22 protein-coding genes are annotated in these 21,320 nt (G+C 34.6%); 17 read left to right on the plus strand and 5 right to left on the minus strand.

Translation table 11 applies throughout. The annotated features are described in order from the left end of the window. Positions 1-5: 5 nt before the first annotated feature. The 12 genes from B8967_RS00985 to B8967_RS01045 all read left to right on the plus strand — a co-directional run bounded on the left by B8967_RS00985 (position 6) and on the right by B8967_RS01045 (position 10,892). Positions 6-956, plus strand: coding sequence for a glycosyltransferase family 2 protein (locus B8967_RS00985; RefSeq protein ID WP_047495800.1), 951 nt, complete (start codon positions 6-8; stop codon positions 954-956). Between the two features lie 199 nt (positions 957-1,155). Next, on the plus strand, positions 1,156-1,545 hold the full coding sequence (locus tag B8967_RS00990) for a hypothetical protein (protein ID WP_084083943.1): 390 nt from the start codon (positions 1,156-1,158) through the stop codon (positions 1,543-1,545). 207 nt (positions 1,546-1,752) lie between these two features. Continuing rightward, the gene (locus B8967_RS00995) at positions 1,753-2,454 is read left to right on the plus strand and encodes a GIN domain-containing protein (protein ID WP_047495796.1); all 702 of its coding nucleotides are present in this window, start codon (positions 1,753-1,755) and stop codon (positions 2,452-2,454) included. A 196-nt stretch (positions 2,455-2,650) separates the two neighbouring features. After that, positions 2,651-4,366 (plus strand): phospho-sugar mutase, encoded by a 1,716-nt coding sequence (locus B8967_RS01005; protein ID WP_084083947.1) that lies wholly within the window; start codon positions 2,651-2,653, stop codon positions 4,364-4,366. Positions 4,367-4,383: 17 nt separating this feature from the next. After that, on the plus strand, positions 4,384-5,280 hold the full coding sequence (locus B8967_RS01010; RefSeq protein ID WP_143330439.1) for a hypothetical protein: 897 nt from the start codon (positions 4,384-4,386) through the stop codon (positions 5,278-5,280). Positions 5,281-5,308: 28 nt separating this feature from the next. Beyond that, positions 5,309-6,562 carry a pyridoxal phosphate-dependent aminotransferase gene (locus tag B8967_RS01015; RefSeq protein WP_084083950.1) on the plus strand — a complete coding sequence of 418 codons (1,254 nt, stop codon included), beginning with the start codon at positions 5,309-5,311 and terminating at the stop codon, positions 6,560-6,562. 17 nt (positions 6,563-6,579) lie between these two features. Beyond that, positions 6,580-6,822, plus strand: coding sequence for a four helix bundle protein (locus B8967_RS01020; protein WP_084083951.1), 243 nt, complete (start codon positions 6,580-6,582; stop codon positions 6,820-6,822). Positions 6,823-7,033: 211 nt separating this feature from the next. Beyond that, positions 7,034-8,014 (plus strand): phosphatase PAP2 family protein, encoded by a 981-nt coding sequence (locus B8967_RS01025; protein WP_084083953.1) that lies wholly within the window; start codon positions 7,034-7,036, stop codon positions 8,012-8,014. A gap of 138 nt (positions 8,015-8,152) precedes the next feature. Then, complete coding sequence (kdsB, locus tag B8967_RS01030; protein ID WP_047495777.1) at positions 8,153-8,875, plus strand: 3-deoxy-manno-octulosonate cytidylyltransferase; 723 nt, start codon at positions 8,153-8,155, stop codon at positions 8,873-8,875. A 147-nt stretch (positions 8,876-9,022) separates the two neighbouring features. After that, a complete protein-coding gene (locus B8967_RS01035) occupies positions 9,023-9,685 on the plus strand; it encodes a histidine kinase (RefSeq protein ID WP_047495774.1) in 663 nt (220 codons plus the stop codon). Between the two features lie 36 nt (positions 9,686-9,721). Then, the gene (locus B8967_RS01040; protein ID WP_084083954.1) at positions 9,722-10,297 is read left to right on the plus strand and encodes a glutathione peroxidase; all 576 of its coding nucleotides are present in this window, start codon (positions 9,722-9,724) and stop codon (positions 10,295-10,297) included. Between the two features lie 79 nt (positions 10,298-10,376). Further along, positions 10,377-10,892 (plus strand): VOC family protein, encoded by a 516-nt coding sequence (locus B8967_RS01045; protein ID WP_307724827.1) that lies wholly within the window; start codon positions 10,377-10,379, stop codon positions 10,890-10,892. Positions 10,893-10,919: 27 nt separating this feature from the next. On the opposite strand, the gene B8967_RS01050 is transcribed toward B8967_RS01045, so the two are convergent. After that, positions 10,920-11,576, minus strand: coding sequence for an NAD(P)H-binding protein (locus B8967_RS01050; RefSeq protein ID WP_047495768.1), 657 nt, complete (start codon positions 11,574-11,576; stop codon positions 10,920-10,922). A gap of 140 nt (positions 11,577-11,716) precedes the next feature. On the opposite strand from B8967_RS01050, the gene B8967_RS01055 reads away from it, so the two are divergent. Further along, positions 11,717-12,073 (plus strand): MmcQ/YjbR family DNA-binding protein, encoded by a 357-nt coding sequence (locus B8967_RS01055; protein ID WP_047495765.1) that lies wholly within the window; start codon positions 11,717-11,719, stop codon positions 12,071-12,073. Positions 12,074-12,172: 99 nt separating this feature from the next. After that, positions 12,173-12,676, plus strand: a complete 504-nt coding sequence (locus B8967_RS01060; RefSeq protein ID WP_228405964.1) for a hypothetical protein — start codon at positions 12,173-12,175, stop codon at positions 12,674-12,676. Between the two features lie 46 nt (positions 12,677-12,722). Here the strand turns inward: B8967_RS01060 and B8967_RS01065 are convergent, their stop codons facing one another. Next, entirely contained in the window at positions 12,723-13,643 is a 921-nt protein-coding gene (locus B8967_RS01065) for a bifunctional riboflavin kinase/FAD synthetase (RefSeq protein WP_047495759.1), read from the minus strand. A gap of 205 nt (positions 13,644-13,848) precedes the next feature. Between B8967_RS01065 and atpD the strand changes: the two genes are divergently transcribed. From atpD to B8967_RS01080, 3 genes are all read left to right on the plus strand, one after another. Continuing rightward, positions 13,849-15,357, plus strand: coding sequence for a F0F1 ATP synthase subunit beta (atpD, locus tag B8967_RS01070; protein ID WP_047495756.1), 1,509 nt, complete (start codon positions 13,849-13,851; stop codon positions 15,355-15,357). Positions 15,358-15,446: 89 nt separating this feature from the next. Continuing rightward, entirely contained in the window at positions 15,447-15,728 is a 282-nt protein-coding gene (locus tag B8967_RS01075; RefSeq protein WP_047495753.1) for a FoF1 ATP synthase subunit delta/epsilon, read from the plus strand. Positions 15,729-15,809: 81 nt separating this feature from the next. After that, positions 15,810-16,628 (plus strand): hypothetical protein, encoded by an 819-nt coding sequence (locus B8967_RS01080; protein WP_047495750.1) that lies wholly within the window; start codon positions 15,810-15,812, stop codon positions 16,626-16,628. Between the two features lie 518 nt (positions 16,629-17,146). Here the strand turns inward: B8967_RS01080 and B8967_RS01085 are convergent. From B8967_RS01085 to B8967_RS01100, 3 genes are all read right to left on the minus strand, one after another. Then, positions 17,147-19,336, minus strand: a complete 2,190-nt coding sequence (locus B8967_RS01085) for a B12-binding domain-containing radical SAM protein (RefSeq protein WP_084083955.1) — start codon at positions 19,334-19,336, stop codon at positions 17,147-17,149. A gap of 104 nt (positions 19,337-19,440) precedes the next feature. After that, the gene (locus B8967_RS01090; RefSeq protein WP_084083957.1) at positions 19,441-20,052 is read right to left on the minus strand and encodes a hypothetical protein; all 612 of its coding nucleotides are present in this window, start codon (positions 20,050-20,052) and stop codon (positions 19,441-19,443) included. 345 nt (positions 20,053-20,397) lie between these two features. After that, complete coding sequence (locus tag B8967_RS01100; protein WP_084083961.1) at positions 20,398-21,288, minus strand: DMT family transporter; 891 nt, start codon at positions 21,286-21,288, stop codon at positions 20,398-20,400. Between the last annotated feature and the right edge of the window lie 32 nt (positions 21,289-21,320).

A 21,320-nucleotide genomic window follows, 5' to 3' on the forward strand; every position in this document is an offset into this window, starting at 1 on the left:
ATTAAATGAATTTATCTATAGTTATTCCGTTACTGAACGAAGAAGACTCTCTGGAAGAGCTTTTTTCAAGAATTGATAAGGTCTGCACAACCGGTAATCTATCTTATGAGATCTGGTTTGTAGATGATGGAAGTACGGATTTATCGTGGAGTATTATTGAGAATTTAAAAGTACAATACCCTCAGATCCACGCAATTAAATTTTCCAGAAATTACGGAAAATCACAGGCACTTCATGCTGCTTTTGAAAGAACAAACGGAGATGTGGTGATCACCATGGATGCCGATTTACAGGACTTTCCCGAAGAAATTCCTGAACTCTACAATATGGTAATTAATGATAATTATGATATTGTTTCCGGTTGGAAGAAGAAGCGTTTTGATAATGTGATGACAAAAAATATCCCATCAAAACTGTTTAATGCGGCAGCAAGAAAAGTTTCCGGAGTTGAACTTCATGATTTCAATTGTGGTTTGAAAGCCTACAAAAGACAAGTGGTAAAATCCATCGACGTATATGGAGATATGCATCGTTATATTCCAGTATTGGCTGCCAATGCAGGATTCCGAAGAATTACAGAAAAAGAAGTAAAGCACCAGGCAAGGCCTTACGGAACTTCCAAATTTGGAACAGAAAGATTTATCAGAGGTTTCCTGGACTTAGTAACCCTTTGGTTTGTAAGTCGTTTTGGAGGAAGACCTATGCATTTCTTTGGTGCCGTAGGAACGGTAATGTTCATTTTCGGTTTTCTTTCAGCATTGTGGCTGGGAGTTTCAAAGCTGATTGATGTGGCCAGAGGAATTTATGGACATTTAATTACCAATAATCCCTGGTTCTATATTGCATTAACAATGATGATCATGGGAACCTTACTGTTTGTGGCAGGGTTCTTGGGAGAAATGATCATCAGAACCAACCGTGAGCATAAGAATTATAATATTGATGATGTGATATAAGGATAATATATTTGATGATGTGTAATTATAATGTTTATTAAAACAATCATCTGATATATGACCATTCCTTTCCTTTGGAGAGATGGCAAATCGTAGATTTGACGGGGTGGTCCAATATATCTCCCTATCTCAATAAAACAATACAATACCTCAGAAATTTTCTGAGGTATTTTTTATTTTTGCAGAAATTAATAATCAAATGCTGAAATTCAGACTTCTTTCCGTTTTCTTTCTCCTGTTTCTTATGTTTTCCTGTTCGTCTAACCAACTCATTGGTTCATGGCAATTTGTAGATGTTTATGATGGCGAAAAGCTGGAGGTAAGTCTATTGATTCAAGAAGGAAAGACTTCTCAACATGAAACAGCGGTTCTTACTTTTCACAAAAACAGGTCTTTTTCTTCAATGGATGATAGCGGGGTATACCAAAAGAAGAATAATATATTGAAAATGAAATATAATGACTTAAAAGATACAGCACAAATGAAGATTACTTATATCAACCACGATTACCTGCTTCTATTCTCAATGACTAAAAATCCTAAAACCTGGCTGTATAAAAAACTGAATCAAAAAAGGGCTGAAGAATAGGTGGACTCCAAAAAAGTCAAAAAATTGAAAATTATCAGGTATTTTATTGTCAAATGACAAAGTTTTTTAAAAATTTTAATCCTATTTTTGTTACATAATATTATTGTGAGTTCCTGAATTGGGTATGAAAATAACCTCAGGAAATTTCAGTAAGAATGATCATGCCTGATCATTACCATTAATATATAGAATATTTTAAAAATAAATATGAAGAAAGTATTGTACACATTGATGCTGGTAGCAGTAGTTTCCTGTGGGAAAGTTTCTCCAAAAGGAAATATTGAGAAGAAGGATGTGGAGGTTTCAGAGTTTGTCAATCTGGATTTGGAAGGAAAATTCAGGGTGTTTTATGCCAGAGGCCCGAAAAATTTTGTAGAAATAGAAACCTATCCCAATGTAGCCAGTAATCTTGATGTGGATGTAAACAATAAAACACTTACCATCAAAGAAAAGAGAGGTACAAAAGGTGTAGATTTTTATAATGTGACCATTTATTCAAAATACAATCTTGAAAAAGTAGCTGTTTCTGATTCTGTAGAAATGAATATTTCAAGTGAAATAAAGACAGATAATTTCAGACTTAGCATGAAAAATAATGCTACTTTTATGGGATCTGTCAATACAAGAAGGGCTGAAGTGGAAATGCATAACAGAAGTAGAGCCAACTTTTTAGGATTGACCAAAGAAGCGGTGATTAAAATTTCAGATACAGCAAGTTTAATTGCTCCTTACTGGAAAATTACCAATCTGAATATTGATTCTAAAAATGGAAATTATGCTGAAGTGAATGTAAAAGACTCTTTAAAAGGACATGTGCAGAATACCGCAAAATTCATCTATTATAACGATCCGATCAGAGCCTTTAAAATTGATAAGACAACGAAAGTTGAGAATAAAAAATTAGAGTAATTGTAGCTGGAGGGCAGAAGCTGGAAGATGGGAGTAATGGTAGTTTTTTAAACTTCTTGTTTTCCATATTGAAAATTTTTCCTCCAAGCATAAAAAATTAAATAAATAAAAACAAAGCCGGAATTTTGAAGCCAGGCATAATATAACTTCCTGCCTCCAGCTTCCCTCTTCTAGCTTAAAAAAATTAGACATAAATATGACAACATTAGAAAAAGCGCAACTTTGGTTAAATGATACATTCGATAAAGAAACAAGAGATGCAGTACAATCACTGATTGATAGCAATTCGCCTGATCTTGAAGATTCTTTTTACAGAGAGCTGGAATTTGGAACAGGAGGGATGCGTGGCATTATGGGCGTAGGAACCAATCGCTTAAATAAATATACACTGGGACAGGCTACTCAAGGGCTTGCCAACTATATGCTAAAGCAGTTCAAAGGAGAGGAAATTAAAGTGGCAATTGCTTATGATGTTCGTCACAACTCAAAAGAATTCGGAAAATTGGTTGCTGATGTTTTGACTGCCAATGGAATTAAAGTGCTGCTTTTCAAAGATCACAGACCTACTCCCGAACTATCTTTTACTGTTCGTGATAAAAACTGTAATGGGGGAATTGTGCTGACAGCATCTCATAACCCACCAGAATATAATGGGTATAAAGTATACTGGAATGACGGAGCGCAGATTGTTCCGCCACATGATGAAGCTATTATCAATGAAGTATATTCTGTGAAGTTTGACGAAATTAAATTCAATGGAAATGATGATCTGATCGAATGGATCGGTGAGGAGCAGGATGATGTTTATATCGATGCATGTATTGAAAACTCTACGTATCAGAACGTGGGAAAAGAAAATTTAAATATTGTTTTCACTTCTATCCACGGAACAACATATACCACCGTTCCAAAAGCTTTGGAAAAAGCAGGATTTAAAAAAATAGATCTTGTTAAAGAGCAGATGATTCCAAGCCCTAATTTCCCAACCGTAGATTCTCCAAACCCTGAAGAACCGGCAGCTTTGGAAATGGCAATGGATCTGGCGAGAATTACCAACGCTGATATTGTGATCGGAACAGACCCGGATGGTGACAGACTTGGAATTGCCGTGAGAAACCTTGACGGTGAAATGCAGCTGCTGAATGGAAACCAAACCAATACAATCCTTACTTACTATATCTTAAATGAATGGAGAAAACAGGGAAGAATTACCGGGAAAGAATTCATCGGGTCTACCATTGTAACTTCGGATATCTTCTTTGATATCGCTCAGAAATTCGGTGTAGAATGCAAAGTAGGTCTTACAGGATTCAAATGGATCGGAAAAATGATCCGTGAAGCAGAAGGAACACAGAAATTTGTGTGTGGTGGTGAAGAAAGTTTCGGATTCATGACAGGAGATTTCGTACGTGATAAAGATTCTTGTGGAAGTATCCTTGTAGCCTGTGAAATTGCTGCATGGTGCAAAGCGAATGGAAAAACAATGTATCAATACATGATTGAGATTTATCAGGATCTTGGAATGTACTATGAAGGGTTGGTAAACATCGTAAGAAAAGGAAAAGAAGGAGCTGAAGAGATTCAGAATATGATGAAAAACTTCCGTGAAAATCCTCCAAAAGAATTAGCAGGTTCATTAGTGGAAGAAGTTAAAGACTTTAAGGAGCAGACCAGTTTTAACGTTTCAAAGAATGAGAAAACGGTGATGAATGATATTCCAAAGTCTAACGTATTGATCTATTACACCCAGGATGGAACAAAAGTATGTGTAAGACCTTCAGGTACAGAACCGAAGATTAAGTTTTATGTTTCAGTAAAAGATTCTGTTACTTCAGAAGCAGATTTCAGAGACAAATTAACATCATTAGAAGCTAAAATTGGAGCCGTTAAAACAGATTTAAAACTGGAATAATATCCCATTGACAGCAAATGATAAGAAAAATTATAGCAGTTTGCTTGGTGTCGGCAGCTGTAGTTTCCTGTAAGAAAGAGACTGCAGTTTCTGATATAAAGCCGGTAAACGATTCGATTGCAAAAAACGAAGCCCCCGCAGATCAGTATAAACCGATTGATACAGCATGTTCTTCAGAAAATAAGACTGAGGATTATATTACAGCTTTACAATGGTATCGTACTAAAGTAGACAAAGAGATTGCAGGAAACAGCCCGGAGCAGAACAATAAAGTGTATGAAGATTATGTGAAAATCAGAGACAAATACACGGATTGTTTTAATGATTCTCAAACTGAGATACTCGATAAGTATGTTGATTATCATACAGGACCGGATACCTATAATCTGCCGGATAATATAAAGAAAATGGCTGCCGAACTGAATAAAGCAGGTCTTGAGTTCCGTGAAATGGGAGAAGGGTTTACCGAAATTCATTCATTGCCAGGATATTATGAGTCTGTTTTTAAGAATAAGGTAACGCCTGATTATGCTGCCTACATCTCACAGATGGCAAAAGATAATAAGGAAAATTACGCTATAAACGGAGGTCTGATGATAACCTGGGAAGAATTGGGAGACCGGTTGATCGTTTGGGAAAATTTAATGAATAAATATCCTAAAAGTCAATTAATCAAATCAATAACAGATAATTATTATAGTTATTTATCAGATTATCTTTTGGGAATGGATAGTGATTTGATTTATGACAGTGAAGAAGGAAAAATTTTTGATGACAAAATGGAAGAATACAACAGAATTATCAAAAAATACCCTAACTCCAGGACCGCAAAAAAAACTAAAGAACTAATAGCCGCTTATGATGCTCATACCCCTGAGGATCAGATAGGTGAGAAGCTCAATTTAAGAAGATAATATTAGTAAATTTTAAATAAGAATAAAAGTGAAAGTTTCAAAATTAGCAGCGAACCTGATCGGTTCTGAAATTGTAAAAATTGGTAACGAAGTAAATGATCTAAAAGCAAAAGGAGCAGAAATTGCCAATCTTACTATTGGTGACCTGAATTCTAATATCTATCCTATTCCAGCATTGCTGAAGGAAGAAATTCAGAAAGCCTATCAGAATAATCTGACGAATTATCCACCTGCAAACGGACTTTTATCTTTAAGAAAAGAAGTTTCCAAAGATTTGAAAACCAGATGGAATCTGGATTATGCGCCTAACGATATTTTGATCACCGCAGGCTCAAGACCTTTGATCTATGCCGTTTACAAAACCATCGTAGATGAAGGTGATAAAATCGTTTATCCAACTCCTTCATGGAACAACAACCATTATGCGTATCTTACTTCTGCCAATGCTGTGGAGGTAAAAACAAAACCTGAAACCAACTTCCTTCCTACTGCAGAGGATTTAAAACCTCATTTGGATGGGGCCGTTTTACTGGCACTTTGCTCGCCATTGAATCCTACCGGAACAATGTTTACAAGAGAGCAGCTTTCAGAGATCTGTGAATTGGTGATTGCTGAAAACAAGAAGAGAGGAGCAGATGAAAAACCGTTATACCTGATGTATGACCAAATCTATTCTAACCTTACTTTTGGAGCTGAGCATGTAGATCCGGTTTCTCTTTTCCCGGAATTGAAAGAATATACAATCTATATCGATGGTATCTCTAAATGCCTTGCTGCAACAGGAGTACGTGTGGGATGGGGATTCGGACCAGCTCATATTATTGATAAAATGAAAGCACTTCTTACACACGTGGGAGCCTGGGCACCAAAACCAGAACAGGAAGCGACTGCTAAATTCTATGAAAACCCGGCAAATGTAAATGTTTTCGTGGAAGATTTCAAAGGGAAGCTTGAAAACAGTTTAAAAGTTCTTCATGGGGGAATCCAGGATTTAAAAGGAAAAGGACTGGCTGTAGACAGTATTGAGCCGATGGGAGCACTTTATCTTACCATTAAATTAGATTATATCGGAAAAACAAAACCGGATGGAGAAGTTATTGAAAACTCTTCTGATCTTGTATTCTACCTAATCAATGATGCCGGGGTTGCTTTGGTGCCATTCTCAGCATTTGGAGAAGAAAAATCTGAACCTTGGTTCCGTGCTTCTGTAGGAGGGCTTGCCATTGATGAAATTAAAGTGATGCTTCCAAAACTGGAAAATGCATTGAATGCTTTAAAATAAGTTATAAGTTATAAGTTATAAGTGAAACTTCTGTTGGAGCAAATATTAGAGAAGCTTTGAATGGTCAGAGTAAAAGGGATTTTATTCATAAACTCTCAATTTCTCAAAAGGAATGTGATAAAACAATATATTGGCTGGAGCTCTTATTTACTACAGAGTATATTTCTAAAGAAGAATTTGAAGATGTAAGAAATCAGGCTTCAGAAATTTTAAAAATAATACGAAGTATTATATTGACAACAAAAAGTAAAAATTTATAACTCATAACCCATAACTAAAAAATAATTCCGTACGTCTCATGGATGTACGGAATTATTTATTTGATTAAATACATGAATTAATATCGATTATTTATTTTATAGAAAAAAATTAAATAAATATTAAAAATTAAGTAAACATTTTGCTTAAAACGGACTTGGGATTACCTTTGGGGGGCTTTATAAGAATAAAATAGGCTTGAAAATAACAAGGATGAAAAAACTGAGATTTCTGTTGCTACCGGCGTCAATATGGGTGTGCTCACAAGAGGTTGATACTTTAAAAATTCAGGAATTACCTGAAGAACGGGCAAAAGTTCAAACGTATACTTTAAAAGACGGTTCTGTCAGAACCTATCCAAAACCTAAACTGCTGGATTTTGTAACCAAATTACCCCGAAACTTTATCAATACCAATAAAGACTTTGTCGCAAAAGATCATGCCTATTACTTAGGGGGTGCACTTGCAGCAACCCTGATTCTGATACCTGTGGATCAGAAATTAACGGATAATTCGAGAGAAATTGCTGAGAAATGGGGGATGAGCGAAGATAATACCTACAGCAAAGTAGGGGGTGTTTTCAAAATTCCTAAAGATATTGGATCTACCTTATACCTGATAGGAAATGGGTCTACGGTAGTATTGGCAGGGATTGGTTTTGGAGTCTATGGTGTAATCAAAAATGATTACCGGGCCCAGGCTACGGCAAGCGGGTTAATGGAAAGTTTAATCCTCTCAGGAGTCTTTACCCAAACAATCAAAAGAGTTACCGGAAGAGAGAGCCCATTTATAGCGGAAGCCAATGGCAATAAAGGAGGTGCCTGGAATCCATTTCCAAGTTTTTCAGCATTTGGAAAATATACCTCAAACTATGATGCTATGCCATCCGGGCATTTAACGACATTTATGGCCGGGTTAACGGTTATTGCAGACAATTATCCCGATGCAAAATGGATAAAGCCTGTAGGATATACATTAGCAGGAGCGTTATGTTTTCAAATGATGCAGAGTAAGGTTCACTGGGCCTCAGATTATCCTTTAGCCTTATTGATGGGCTATTTCATCGGAAAAACAATTTCAAGAAGCAGATTTACGGTTTCGGATCCTCATGCTAAAAATACAAGATATAAACTCGATTTTCTTGCATCTCGCCAATGGGAATATAATATGGTAGGAGTGAAAGTTTCTTTTTGATTTAATAAAGCTGAGTTATTGCATAAAAACAGTGCCATAAGAAAGTTTTTTATTACTTTTGATCAGAATATAAACTATTATTCTTCCTCCTTGAGAAGGGAGATGTTAACTTCTTAATAATACTTAATTGTTTACTTAATGAAAATAATCGCTGTCATTCCTGCCCGATATGAAGCAAGCCGCTTTCCGGGAAAATTAATGCAGAATTTAGGAGAAAAAACCGTTATTACCACAACTTATCAGAATGTTGTGGAGACAGGTCTGTTTGATGAGGTATTTGTAGCAACGGATTCTCAAATTATCCTTGATGAAATTGTAAAAAATGGAGGAAAAGCTGTAATGACAGGACAGCATGAGACGGGAAGCGACCGTATTGCAGAAGCAGTACAGGCTATTGATTGCGATATTGTAATCAATGTCCAGGGTGATGAACCTTTCCTAAAACTGGAACCTTTACAGCAATTGATCGAGGTCTTTAAAAATGATGATCAGCATGAAATCTCATTAGCATCTTTAAAAATAAAATTACGGGAAAAAGAGGAAATTGAAAATCCCAATAATGTAAAGGTAATTACAGATAATAAAGGTTTTGCTTTGTATTTCAGCCGATCTGTAATTCCTTTTCACAGAGAAATTTCTTATCACATAGATTATTTTAAACATATCGGAGTATATGCATTCCGGAAAGAAGCGCTGCTGCAGTTTTCAAAACTGGAGATGAAACCTCTTGAAATATCAGAAAAAATTGAATGTATCCGTTATCTTGAATACGGAATGAAGATTAAAATGATAGAAACCAACTTCATTGGAGTAGGCATTGATACTCCTGAAGATTTGGAAAAAGCGAGAAAATTAATTTAAAATTTGAGAATCGAGTCATTTGAAAAATGAATAAAGAAAACCAGCGGATTAGTGAATTTCCAATGAGTTGATTCACTTTCTCTGCTTTATTGGGCTTCTTGCTTTTTCGGTCAAATCCCCTTATATTTGAATTTATAAATAAAATTAATGAAGAAATTACTTTTTGTATTTGCCCTGATATTCTCGCATTTTACTTTTGCGCAGACCGCAAAAGAAATTATAGATAAAAACATTGAATTGTCCGGAGGATTAACCAATTGGAAACTTTTAAACTCAGTGTTGCTTCAGGGAAAAGTAGTTTTGGGAATTAAAGATGAATATGCTATAAAGATTTATCAACAGCGCCCAAATCTCACCAAAACAGTGATTACCATCAACGGAAAAGATACGGCAATAGAAGGGTTTGATGGGAATAAAGGGTATGCAATGAACTATGCGACCAACAAACTTCAGGAATATCCTGAATATGTTTCTGAAAGTTTTGATAATGATTTCATTGATTGGGAAAGCAAAGGTTTTGATGCTAAATACCTGGGAAAAGAAAAAGTAGGAGAGATCTACTGTCATAAAGTTGAGCTTACAAAGAATGTCAATAAGAATATGTATTATTTTGATGCAAAAACTTATATGCTTCTAAAAGAAGTTAAGAAAGATGAAACGATGGTATATTCAGATTATAAAAAAGTAGGAAATCTTACAATGCCATTCAGAATAGAATCTTCAAGTTCTAAAAAAGATGGCGATTATGTGATGTTGCTCAATAAAATTGATATCAACAAAGTTTTTCCTGCTAATATTTTTAAGTTTTAAATTAACGCAGTTTAGCTGCAAAAAAATCTATAAAAAATGAAAAATATTTTTTTACTAATGCTTTCTTTTATAGCATTTCTGCAAAGCTGCACGAATCAAAAAAGCGAACTTTCTCAAGCTAAAACCAAAGAACTTATGGGAAAAACAATATATGACTTCAAAGTAGAAAGTCTGGATGGCAAAGAAATTAATTTTGCAGATTTCAAAGGAAAAAAAATCCTTATTGTCAATACAGCTTCAGAATGTGGTTTTACCCCACAGTATGCGGATCTGGAAAAAGTATATGAGCAGTACAAAGATAAATTGGTAATCGTAGGTTTTCCTGCCAATAATTTTGGAGGTCAGGAACCGGGAACCAATACGGAAATCGGTGCTTTCTGCCAGAAAAATTATGGAGTAACTTTTCCATTGGCAGCAAAAGTTTCTGTAAAAGGAGATGATACGGCGCCTATCTTTAAATATTTGACAGAAAAAGAATTAAATGGAGTGAAAAATACAAGTATTCTCTGGAACTTCACAAAATTCTTAATTGATGAAAATGGAAAGTTAGTAGATACTTTTGTAAGTACTACAAAACCTACAGATGATGCTATTACAAAGTATCTGAAATAAAGATAAAAAAGTATATTTTTACAAGGTGGATGTTGAGTTAACATCCACTTTTTTTATTTTAAAATAAATTTATACCTCCATGAAAAAAATAATCTTTACCATTTCTATCCTGGCTTCCTTTATGTTAGGATTTGCATTTAAAGCAGGTACAGAAAATACATCTGATCATATGAAAAGAGTGACCGGTATCGGCGGAATCTTTTTTAAATCCAAAGATCCTAAAAAAATGAGAGACTGGTACAAAGAGCATTTGGGTTTTGAAACCAATGAATATGGAACTGTTTTTGAGTGGTATCAGGGAGCTGATAACTCTAAAAAAGGATTTAGTCAATGGAGTCCTTTCAATGAAAAAACTAAATATTTTCAACCTTCGGAAAAAGACTTTATGATTAATTACAGGGTAGAAAATCTTGAAAAACTCGTGGAAGAACTTCAAAAAGAAAATGTAACAATCGTTGATAAAATGGAGACCTATGAATACGGTAAGTTTGTTCATATCATGGATCCTGAAGGAAATAAAATAGAGCTTTGGGAACCTAACGACATTGAATATGAAAAATTGGGGCAAAAGATGAAGAGTAAAACGACAAAATAATGCGTAAGGCTCCTCAATTAATAATCGCTATTCATTAGTTTTCTCTGCGAAACAAAAAATATTACCCAGTTTTATACTGGAGTACCCATTACTTTTAATCTTTGAAGAATTAATCATTGCCTTTGCCAGAATATCCGTAGGCAAGGGCTTTTGGCTTTCCAATAATCCAAGTTTATTAGCGAACTTTATAATTCTGCTGCCCAAGACTTCTCCCGCTCTTCCAGAGTTTTTTCTTTCAAGCATTCCGGGTTTAAAAATGGTGATTTTATTGAAATGTAATTGCCTTACAGCTTCTTCGAGCTCTCCTTTCATTTTGGAATAGAAGATTTTAGACTTAGGACTAGCTCCATAAGCAGAAACCAAAATATAATCCTCTACATTATTTTCTTTGGCTGCCTTGGCAAATTCATACTGATAATCAAAATCTACCTTTTTCTGGGCTTCCTTGCTTCCTGCATCCTTTAAAGTAGTTCCCAGACAGGAAAATGCAACATCTCCTTTCACCATTTCTTTCCATTCCTCAGGTTTTTCAAAATTGACGACATGAACTTTAAGCCTTTCATTTTCAATATCAACAGGTTTTCTTACAAAAATATCCACTTCCTCAAAATCCTTGTCATTGAGTAACTGATTGACTAAATCTTTTCCTGTAGCGCCTGTAGCACCGATTACTAGAGCTTTCATAACAATCTATTTTGAGGTGATGGTATTTTCCTTTCTTAAATTTACTAAATTTGATTTAAAGTTTATACATTTTTTATGTTATTAAATAACATCTCAGAACATCATCATTTTTATTATATTGCTACCTATAAACGAAAAACATGGATGCCAACGAAATTTTAGACTATTGTCTTGCCAAAAAAGCAGTTACGGAAAGTTTTCCCTTTGATAACGAAACTCTTGTGATGAAAGTGGACACTAAAATGTTTCTGCTTATGGGACTTGAAAGACAGCCATTAGCCATTAATGTGAAAACAGATCCTGAGTGGAGTGCAGAGCTTCGTGAGCAATATCCTCAGATTACAGGAGCTTATCATATGAATAAAACCCATTGGAATTCCGTTTCACTAGATGGCTTAAAAAGAGAACTCATCTTGAAGTTAATAGATCATTCCTATGAATTGGTGTTTAAATCTTTAACCAAGAAGGCTCAGAATGCAATTAATGAGTCTTTATAAGACGGAGAATAAGGTGTCCAATATTTTTTTTAAGGCATGCATTTTGTTGTCTGCTTCCCAGTAAATACTTGAAAATCATATTCACAAAATAAAATTTAAATGAAAAAAAATCTTACATTACTAATGGCTGCAGGAGTATTATCCGTTACACTATTCAGTTGTAATAAGAGTGATAAGAAACCTCTTTCTGAGAATACTGAGGCAAAATCTGAAAAATCAAATCCGTCTGAGAATCAGGAAAACTTAAAATTAGAATTTACGGGTACAGATCATTTTACCATCAAAAACCCAAAATTGAAGGTGAGTTTATATGCCCATGATCCACTTTTAGCTGATGCTCCCGCTACATTAATTACAGAAAAAGAGTATGAGCAAACATCGGTTCCTTTCACTATTGACCTGCCTATACCTAAAGATGCTGCAAGCCGTATTGATCCTAAAGCTGCAGAAAATATGAAATATTATGTCTCAATAGAATGGGATTCTGACGGAAACGGTAAAGCGGGTGAAAAAAGAGATATCTATATAGACCATGATAAAGAATTTCCCAATGTGAAATTGAACGGTGAACCACAAAAGGTCTATTTAAAAATACTAAAATAAAATCTATTAAACTGTTTCATGCACATTATATGAAACAGTTTTTATTTTAAAAATTAAATTCTTCGGTTAATCTTTTATCCTCATCCAGTCTTTCAATCAGTTTTTCCAGCCCTTCAAATTTGATTTCATCATGAAGGAAGTCTCTGAACCTGACTGTAATTTTCTCATCATAAATATCTCCGTCAAAATCAAGGATATACACTTCAACAGTTAACTTTTCTCCATTTACCGTTGGGTTGGTTCCAACGCTCAACATCCCTTTATATTGATTTCCTTTTACTTCAACTTCAACAATATAAGCTCCTTTTTTAGGTAATAGCTTGATTGATTCTGTGTCGATATTGGCTGTGGGATAACCAATGGTTCTTCCGATCTTTTTTCCGTGAACTACAGTTCCGGAAACAGAGTAGGAGTACCCCAGCATTTCATTGGCTTCTTTAATGTGTCCGGTTAAAAGAGCATTACGTACTTTTGTTGAACTGATATTATTTTCGTGAATATTGATTGCTTCCATTTGTTCAACCTCAAAATCCAGTTCTTTGGATAATTTTTGAAGCAATTCAAAATTTCCGCTTTTATTTTTTCCGAAAGAATGGTCGTAACCTATAATCAGGTACTTAACATTGAGTTTGTCAATTAAAATCTGACGCACAAATTCTTCGCCGGTTAAATTTCTGAACTCTTCATCAAATTCTTTCAGGAATAAATGAGCAATACCATATTTTTCAATAAGCTGCTTCTTTTCTTCTAATGTATTCAGAAGCTTTAGATCTTCATTAGGATTAAAAATAAACCTGGGATGTGGCCAAAAAGTAAGAATCGCTGTTTCCAGATTGTTTTCTGTACCTATTGTTATCAATTCATCAATGATGCTTTTATGCCCAAGATGTACCCCGTCAAACATACCTAAAGACAATGCTAAAGGCTTTTGAGAAGAATAATCTGTAAAATTTTTGAAAACTTTCAAAACGGAAAAATTTTGACTGCAAATATAGAAATAATGTGCCAATCTATCAATATAACAGTGTATCAATAATTTCAATGATAAATATTGTTACATTACTAAAATGTTATATTGCTACATGACTGAAAAAAGCATGATAAAAATCTTTTTTTTACCAATTGTAGGTTTATGAAGAATCACTATATTTGCACCAAGAAAAAATTTAGCAATGGCAAACCAAATTAAAGGTAAAATTTCTCAAATTATTGGTCCGGTAATCGACGTTGTCTTCACAGATGTGGAATCTGTTCCTAGCATCTATGACGCGTTAGAAATTACAAAAGAAAACGGTGAAAAAGTAGTTTTAGAGGTAGAACAACATATTGGCGAAGATACAGTAAGATGTATCGCAATGGACGCTACTGATGGTCTTAAGAGAGGTCAAGAAGTAATTGGATACGGAAATCCTATTACTATGCCAATCGGAGAGGCTGTAAACGGAAGACTATTCAACGTTGTTGGTGATGCTATCGACGGACTTCAGAATATTTCTAAAGAGGGAGGACTTCCAATTCACAGAGAAGCTCCAAAATTTGATCAACTTTCAACTTCTGCAGAAGTTTTATTTACAGGTATTAAAGTAATCGACTTAGTTGAGCCTTACGCAAAAGGAGGTAAAATTGGTTTGTTCGGTGGTGCCGGTGTAGGTAAAACAGTATTGATCCAGGAGTTGATTAACAATATTGCAAAAGGACACGGAGGTCTTTCAGTTTTTGCCGGAGTAGGTGAAAGAACGAGAGAAGGAAATGACCTTTTAAGAGAGATGTTGGAATCAGGAATTATCAAGTATGGTGATGATTTCATGCACTCTATGGAAAACGGAGGTTGGGATCTTTCTAAAGTAGACTTAGAAGCTATGAAAGATTCTAAAGCAGCATTCGTTTTCGGACAAATGAACGAGCCGCCAGGTGCAAGAGCTAGAGTAGCACTTTCTGGTCTTACATTGGCTGAGTATTATAGAGATGGTGGTGAAAGCGGACAAGGTAGAGATGTACTTTTCTTCGTAGACAACATCTTCCGTTTTACACAGGCTGGTTCTGAGGTATCTGCACTTCTTGGTCGTATGCCATCAGCGGTAGGTTACCAACCAACTCTTGCTTCTGAGATGGGAGCGATGCAGGAAAGAATTACTTCAACTAAAAATGGTTCAATTACTTCAGTACAGGCGGTATACGTACCTGCGGATGACTTAACTGACCCGGCTCCTGCAACAACGTTTGCTCACTTAGATGCAACAACGGTACTTGACAGAAAGATTGCTTCATTAGGTATTTACCCAGCGGTAGATCCTCTAGCTTCTACTTCAAGAATCCTTGCTCCGGAAGTTATCGGTCACGAACATTATGACTGTGCTCAAAGAGTAAAAGAAATTCTTCAAAGATATAAAGCGCTTCAAGATATCATTGCAATCCTTGGTATGGAAGAACTTTCTGAAGAAGATAAATCTGTAGTATACCGTGCAAGAAAAGTTCAGAGATTCTTATCTCAGCCTTTCCACGTAGCAGAACAGTTTACAGGTATTCCTGGATCATTGGTAGATATCAAAGATACTATCAAAGGTTTCAACATGATTATGGATGGTGAATTAGATCACTTACCAGAAGCTGCTTTCAACTTGAAAGGAACAATCGAAGAAGCTATCGAAGCAGGACAAAAAATGTTAGCTGAAAACGCTTAATAAATTAGACATAAAGATATCAGATACTAGACATGAGACTTTAAGGTTGTCTGAAATCTGAAATCTGAAATCTTCAAATCTAAATTAAAATGAATATAAAAATTTTAACACCAGAATACGTAGTTTTTGAAGGAGAAGTAAACTCAGTATTGTTGCCTGGAAAAAATGGTGAATTTCACATCATGCAAAACCACGCAGGAATTGTTTCTTCTTTAGTCGGTGGTAAAGTAAAGCTTTTTGCTAATTCAATTGATGATGCTTTTGCTAAAAACTTTGCTAAAGAAAATGAGAAAGACTCTGTTTTTTCTTATTCTATCAAAAGCGGTGTTGTAGAATTTAATCATAATAAAGGAATTATCCTTTGTGAATAATTAAATGAAAAGCTAAATATATTTTCAAGAAAGTGTAACTTTGTGTTACACTTTTTTTTTTTTATGTAAAAGGCTGGTTCTATGAAGAAAAGTATCATTATATTCTTTACACTTCTGGGAGTTTTCCTCAATGCCCAGAATATTAAGACCAAAAGAGGAATTATCAATTTAGACGGAATCCCGGTAGCAAAACTCTCCAATAAATCCAGTAATTATACTTTTATGGATTTAAAGGAGACACCATTATATACTATAAAATTTATAGATAAAAGTATTGTTGATTCTGTGAGAGACAGCTATATAGAAATTAATAGAGTATATAACAGGGATAAAGTAATAGAACTGGATTATATTTCACCATCGGCATTTTCCGGGGAAGAAAAATCTGCCGTTTATACTTCCGTGAATGGTCTTAAAATAATTGATAATAAAGGGATCAATGTAAAGAATCTCGATGAGCTGTTTTCGAACATGCCGAAAAGAAAGCTGGACAGTAAGACAAAAGAAGCTTATGCCATCAGAAAAAAGATTGATAAGCTGAATATTGAGGTCAATAAAGTAGGCGAGATCCTAAGTAATGGTGTTCCGGTAGGGTATTTTACTAATTTACCAGTAAGTTTCGGGTCGGATGATACCATCATGGATAAAACCTTTATAGATATCGAAATCTACGATGCCAAAAGTAAATATATCGGACGGTATATTACAACTACAAAGCAATTGAAAAGTGCTGGCGGTAAATCTTTTACGATTTACCGGGAAATGTCTGGCAGAGCCTCTATTTTAAAATTCCCAACCTATAAAGCACTTGCAGAACGCATGGCTATTATGGATCCCAATTTTATTAAAACGCAGGAAAAAGTATCTGTTGGCCCTGTTGTAAAAGATACATCTAATTAGAAAACATTCAATAGAAATAGGTTTTTATCGTATAATAAAAAAGATCAGCATGCTCCGCAAAATTTGCGAGCGTATTATCTTCAGTAAAAATTGTACTTTATCCAAAACCTATGGAAGTCTTTGTCATTCCGTAGGAATCTCAATATCATTATTATAAGAAAATAGAATTTGGATTCCTCCGGAATGACAAACTAAGCGTTTTATCATGTAATAAAAAAGATCAGCATGCTCCACAAAATTTGCGAGCGTATTATCTTCAGTAAAAATTGTACTTTATCCAAAACCTAGCAGAGTCTTTGTCATTCCGTAGGAATCTCAATCTTATTGTAAAAAAATAATCTGGATCCTCCGGAATGACAAACTAAGCGTTTTTACCATGTAATAAAAAAACTGCTTGATCTGCAAAAGTTGTATCCAATAAGAATTTAGCTCGTTCGTTCGTTAATAATTTCAAAAATTAATTGGCAATTGGAAAATCTGTAGAATTTTTAAAATCCCTGAGAAAAAACTAAAAAATTTTATAAACTTAAAATCACTCCATTTTCCTTTAGTTGCTGCATAGGTTTTGAAAACCAGAATAGTTCAAAATCCTCAAAATTTTCTTCAAAATGATTCTTAAGTTGTTGAGCTGTAATCTTTTTTGGATTTTCTATAGAGTTCTCCTCCAATACATTCAGTAACCAGTTTGCCTTATCTTGCTCCAGCTCGATCTTCACAATATTGGTTTTTAAATGGAATGTAATTAATGTGTACGTACCAGAATATTTCTTTTTTGTTTTTACGCGATTCTCAGCGATTACATTTTTGGTTAAAAATACAATTTTTGAGTTTCCTTTAAAAGAAAATGAGTCATCTTCTAAAAGACAGTCATGAATATGGTCAGGATGAATTGTTGTTCTTGGAATTTTAAAATCGAACCATTCCTGAAGGGGAATTTCAAAATTAATTCCATGCATATAATTGAAGAGGGATTTTTTTAATCCGAAGCTGAATTTATTATGATCGATTCCTGTTTTATCTTTAAAGTCGATGTCATTGTTTGCGAATAGAATTTCCTGTTTTACCGGAATAACTCCGAAATCTTCGGGATTGATTCCTACAGGTGAATGGGCAGTCATTGCAAACTGGTGCCAGAATCCACTTTGAAGAATTCCCATTTCAAACATTTGACGAATCATCTCCAGTGAGTCTATTGTTTCCTGAACAGTTTGGGTAGGGTAGCCATACATCAGATAGGCATGAACCATGATTCCTGCTTCAGTAAAATTTTTCGTTACTTTGGCAACCTGCTCTACAGAAACTCCTTTATCAATTAATTTTAACAGACGATCACTGGCGACTTCAAGACCTCCTGAAACGGCAACGCATCCTGATAATTTTAAGAGATAGCATAAATCACTGGTGAAACTTTTCTCAAAACGGATATTGGTCCACCATGTTACGACAAGATTTCTTCTGAGAATTTCCAGGGCAACTTCCCGCATTAAAGCTGGAGGAGCTGCTTCATCTACAAAATGAAAACCGGTTTCGCCGGTTGTTTTGATGAGCTCTTCCATTCTGTCTACCAAAATTTTGGCAGAGATGGGTTCATAGATTTTAATATAATCTAAAGAAATATCACAGAAAGTACATTTACCCCAGTAACATCCATGAGCCATTGTCAGTTTGTTCCATCTCCCGTCACTCCATAAACTGTGCATGGGATTGGCGATTTCAATAACAGAAATATACTGATCTAATTTTAAATCGGTATAATCCGGAGTACCAATTTCAGCCTGCTTATAATCATGTCTTTTAGAATTGTTTTTATAAACAACTTCTTGATTTTCAAGTAAAAAAGTTCTTTTATATTCCAATTCATCTGTGGGATACAATACACTTTGACATAGTAACTCAATAGGAAGTTCACCATCATCTAAGGTGATAAAATCAAAAAATTCAAAAACTCTCTGGTCTTTGACCTCTCTTAATTCTGTATTGGGAAATCCACCTCCCATGGCGATTTTGATGTGAGGAAAGTTCTTTTTTATAAACTGAGCGCACTTAAAAGCAGAGTATAAATTTCCGGGAAAAGGTATTGAAAAACAAACCAGTTTAGGTTGTATATTTTCTATTTTATCCTGAAGAATTTTTAATGTAAAATCATCGATAAATGTTTGTGGGCCGGCTAATTTTGAATAGAGCTCGTCAAAAGAATTCGCACTTTTCCCCAGGCGTTCCGCATATCTGCTAAACCCGAAATCAGCATCATTATTTTCGATAATATAGTCTGAGATATCTTCCAGATATAAGGTAGCCAAATGTTTAGCTTTATCCTGTAAACCCATATTTCCGAAAGCAAAATCCATATCATCCAGTTGGTTGAAACGGGAAGCTTCAGGTAGAAAATTCATGCTGCAGATCTGTCTGGCTAACGTTGGATTTTTGCCCTGTAAAAAAGAAATTACCTGATCGATGGTTTTTAAATATTCTTCTCTTAAAGCAAATATTCTCTGTGTATTTTCAGTAGTCGTCGGAAGGTCAATCTTTTTATCAAAAACCTTTTGAAGCCCGTCTCTTGAAAATAATTCTAAAATAACATCAATTCCCAGATCAAGCTGATAACTGGAAATATTTTTGGTATTCAAAAATCCTTTGATATAAGCTGTTGCGGGATAAGGAGTATTGAGTTGGGTAAAAGGTGGGGTGATAAGAAGCAGATCTTTCAACAGAAAATTTTTGCAAAGTTATAAGTTTTAAATCTAAAAGAGCAAAGATTTTTACTGATTATTTGACGAAAACTTCAAAAGTATTTTTTTATACCTTATTCATATCAATGATTATGTTTCCAGTGATTGTAGGTCCATTCCAAACCAAATAATCCGGAATAAGTTTCAATATCGAGATAATCTCCTTTTCCAAATTGATTATAAGTTTTGCGGCTGACATTGATTACATCAGGCTTTGTATATTCTTTGAGATAGTATAAGCGTAAATATCCATCATTATTTTTATCCCGGATAATTTTAAATTTTCTGGCAAGAATTTCATATTTCTTATTTTGAATGTTAAGAAATACTTTGGAGGGATTGTAACGATCTGCCTTTGGATATATGTCTGCATGCTCCGCTGCTGATATTTGCTTCCAAAATGGAACCGGGTTCATTTTTTCCTTGGGAATTGTCTTAAACTGATAGTTTGTAATTTCAGAGTAACCATCCGAATCCATTTTTTCTTCTGTAGAAATGGCTTTATCGGTAATTAAATATCCTTTGGATAACGGCTTGGAAAAATCAAAAGATGCATTAACCGCTAAAAAGAAAAGGATAGAATAGAAACTCATGGTCTGTAGGATATGTTTAGTGTTGCTTGACAAATCTTTATCTTTCGATTCTATAAAAAGTCCTGCTATTACCGGTAAAGAGAATAAAACTAACTGCGTCATTAAACTGAAATGATACAGTTCAAAGATTTTCCAAACTATAAAAATATATAATATAGGTGTGGTAAGAGATAAAAGCTTGTAATAAATAGACTGATCTATATTTTTCCTGTCGCTGTCATTTATGAAAAATCTGATCCAGGGAATGCAAAAAATGATCACACATAGAAATCTAAATTGCCATGATACTGGTTCTGAGAACAATAAAACTAGACATAAGAAGATTCTTGTAATAAGAGAAAAAATGATCTTTGGAATAATTTGCATATTATATGTACCCATCAATTTGTTGGGTAAATATAGTATAAAAATTTTGTTATGAACTACTAATAGATCAATCGGCCATTTCTAGCTTGTGCACTGATTAAGTTTCGCCTTCCTGTTGTCTGCAATCACATTAAGCGTAACCCCTAAAAGAATCAGCGTAATACCTATGAACAGATTTTGGGTGAACTTTTCATGGAACATTAACACACTTACCATTACGGCAACTACAGGTTCTAAAGCTCCAAGTATTGCTGTGGGGGTAGATCCTATATATTTAATGGCATATACCAGGCATAAACTGGATATAACAGTAGTCAGAAAAGCAAAAATGAGAAAATTAAAAAATAGAGACAGGGAAGGTATCGTTAAAGACTGTCCCTCCAGACCTGTCTTTGTCATAAAAAACAGGGATGTAAAAAGCATGGAATAAAAAGACAGCTTAAATCCGGAAACCTTAAGATCTGATTTGTTGACAATAACCATATATAATGCATAAAAAAGAGAACTTAGCATCACAATTCCCAATCCCGTAAAATTGATTTCCAGGCCACTTCCTTTTAAACATAAAACAATAACTCCTGCAAAGGCAAAAAGTAAGGATACTATGGACAGTCTATTGAGTTTTTCTTTATAAAAAAAGAACATAATTAAAGCTACGATAACGGGATAAATGAATAAAACAGTAGAGGCAATACCCGGAGTAAGAAAGTCATAGCCTAAGAATAAAAATTCTGAAGACAATGCATAGCAGATTCCCAGTACGGCTAATATAAGCGTTTCTTTCTTATTGATTTTGAAACTCTCTTTGGAGTAAAGGAGATATCCACCTACCAGTAAAGCAGAAAAGAAGAACCTGTAAAATAAGGTTACATCTACTGAAAAATGCGCTTGTTTGATGGGCAGAATAAAAATAGGAATCAATCCATAGGAAACAGCTGACAGTGTTCCTAACATATATCCTCTGAGTTTCATTTCGTTTTTATAGCTTTTATAGTTTTTAAATA

Origin of the sequence: Chryseobacterium sp. YR221 (genome assembly GCF_900176315.1) — a bacterium.
Taxonomy (GTDB): domain Bacteria; phylum Bacteroidota; class Bacteroidia; order Flavobacteriales; family Weeksellaceae; genus Chryseobacterium; species Chryseobacterium rhizosphaerae.